The sequence below is a fragment of the Streptomyces sp. NRRL B-24572 genome, from assembly GCF_002156145.1.
GTDB classification, from domain to species: domain Bacteria; phylum Actinomycetota; class Actinomycetes; order Streptomycetales; family Streptomycetaceae; genus Streptomyces; species Streptomyces vietnamensis.
Map to the genome: position 1 here is coordinate 1 of NZ_MWIG01000664.1, position 2429 is coordinate 2429.

At 69.9% G+C, this 2429-nt stretch carries 3 protein-coding genes; all 3 read left to right on the top strand.

Annotated features, from left to right (window positions below; all coding sequences use genetic code 11):
* The coding region (locus CCN56_RS32995; protein WP_143664699.1) for an ACT domain-containing protein at positions 1-259 on the top strand (259 nt) is incomplete at its 5' end.
* A 119-nt stretch (positions 260-378) separates the two neighbouring features.
* Positions 379-1932 carry a signal recognition particle protein gene (ffh, locus tag CCN56_RS33000; protein ID WP_086831535.1) on the top strand — a complete coding sequence of 518 codons (1554 nt, stop codon included), beginning with the start codon at positions 379-381 and terminating at the stop codon, positions 1930-1932.
* A gap of 132 nt (positions 1933-2064) precedes the next feature.
* A partial coding sequence (locus CCN56_RS33005; protein ID WP_179200064.1) for an ATP-dependent metallopeptidase FtsH/Yme1/Tma family protein occupies positions 2065-2429 on the top strand: 365 nt, incomplete at its 3' end.

Below are 2429 nucleotides of genomic sequence, written 5' to 3' on the forward strand. Positions count from 1 at the left end.
ATGGGCGCTCCGCACCCGTACCGCCGCCGACTCCCGCCTCGCCACCGTCATCGAGGTCCGCGCCCAGGACGCCCCCGGCCTGCTCCACCGCATCGGCCGCGCCCTGGAGGGGGCGGCGGTACGGGTGCGGAGCGCCCATGTCTCCACCCTGGGCGCCAACGCCGTCGACACCCTGTACGTGACCCGCCCGGACGGCTCCCTCCTCCCGGACGAGGAGGCGATCGACCTGGCCCGGGCACTGGAGGAGGCGCTGCGGTGAATTCCTGAACCGGACCGTCCCCGCGCGCCGGATTCGGCGGGCGGGGGCACACACTTCGAGCGGCCCGATACCCTGGAGGGCAATCCGACCGCCCCCGACACCGAGGATCCGCGACCGCCGTGTTCGATACCCTCTCCGACCGCCTTGCAGCGACCTTCAAGAACCTCCGCGGCAAGGGCCGTCTGTCCGAGGCGGACATCGACGCCACCGCGCGCGAGATCCGTATCGCGCTGCTCGAAGCGGATGTCGCCCTGCCGGTCGTCCGCGCCTTCATCAAGCAGGTCAAGGAGCGCTCGCTCGGCGCCGAGGTCTCCCAGGCCCTCAACCCCGCCCAGCAGGTCATCAAGATCGTCAACGACGAGCTGATCGCCATCCTGGGCGGCGAGACCCGCCGTCTGCGGTTCGCCAAGACCGCGCCGACCGTGATCATGCTCGCCGGTCTCCAGGGTGCCGGTAAGACCACCCTCGCCGGAAAGCTCGGCCTCTGGCTGAAGAGCCAGGGCCACTCCCCGCTGCTCGTCGCCTGTGACCTCCAGCGCCCCAACGCCGTCACGCAGCTCTCCGTCGTCGCCGACCGCGCGGGCGTGGCCTTCTACGGCCCGCAGCCGGGCAACGGCGTCGGTGACCCGGTCCAGGTCGCGAAGGACTCGATCGAGTACGCGCGGACCAAGCTGTACGACGTCGTCATCGTCGACACCGCCGGCCGCCTCGGCATCGACCAGGAGCTGATGCAGCAGGCCGCGGACATCCGCGACGCCGTCAGCCCCGACGAGGTCCTCTTCGTCGTCGACGCCATGATCGGTCAGGACGCGGTCAACACCGCCGAGGCCTTCCGCGACGGCGTCGGCTTCGACGGCGTCGTGCTGTCCAAGCTCGACGGCGACGCCCGCGGTGGTGCCGCGCTCTCCATCGCGCACGTCACCGGCAAGCAGATCATGTTCGCCTCCAACGGCGAGAAGCTGGACGACTTCGACGCGTTCCACCCGGACCGCATGGCGTCCCGCATCCTCGGCATGGGCGACATGCTCTCCCTCATCGAGAAGGCGCAGCAGACCTTCGACGAGGAAGAGGCCGCCAAGATGGCCTCGAAGCTCGCCTCGAAGAAGGGCGAGGGCTTCACGCTCGACGACTTCCTGGCCCAGATGGAGCAGGTCCGCAAGATGGGCTCCATCTCCAAGCTGCTCGGGATGCTGCCCGGCATGGGCCAGATGAAGGAGCAGATCGCCAACATCGACGAGCGCGACGTCGACCGCACGGCCGCCATCATCAAGTCGATGACCCCGGCCGAGCGCCAGGACCCGACCATCATCAACGGCTCCCGCCGTGCCCGTATCGCCAAGGGTTCCGGCGTCGAGGTCAGCGCGGTCAAGGGCCTGGTCGAGCGGTTCTTCGAGGCCCGCAAGATGATGTCCCGCATGGCGCAGGGCGGCGGCCTGCCGGGGATGCCGGGCATCCCGGGCATGGGCGGCGGTCCCGGCCGGCAGAAGAAGCAGGTCAAGCAGGCCAAGGGCAAGCGCAAGAGCGGCAACCCGATGAAGCGCAAGGCCGAGGAGCAGGCCGCGGCCGAGCGCCGCGAGCAGGCACAGGCCGGCGGCGCCTTCGGTCTGCCGGCGGCGGGGCAGACCCCGAAGGACTTCGAGCTCCCGGAGGAGTTCAAGAAGTTCATGGGCTGATCGGTCCGGTGTGAGGGGCCCGGGGCGGTGCGAAACCGCCCCGGGCCCCTTTTCATCCCTCCGGACCGCCCGCGATGCCCGATTTATCCCGCTCTTCGATACTGGGGCCACTGCCGCCCCGAGGAGAGCCACGTGGCCAACCCCGTACCCCCGCGCGACCGGCCCGACCAGCCCTGGCGCTCGGAAGGGGCACCGCCGCCCCCGTCGCCGAAGAAGAAGATGCCCGGGGGCTGGGGCGGTCTCATCCTCACCGCGCTCGTCGTGTACCTGATCGCCAACCTCGTGCTCTCGTTCTTCAACGAGGGCGAGGGCCCGACGATCTCGTACACCGAGTTCGACAAACAGGTCGCCGCCGGGAACGTCACCAAGATCTACTCCAAGGGCGACGCGATCCAGGGGCAGCTGAAGAACAAGCAACCCGTCCCCGACGGCAAGGGCGACTACACCAAGTTCCGGACCCAGCGGCCCGCCTTCGCCGACGACGGCCTGTGGGCGCA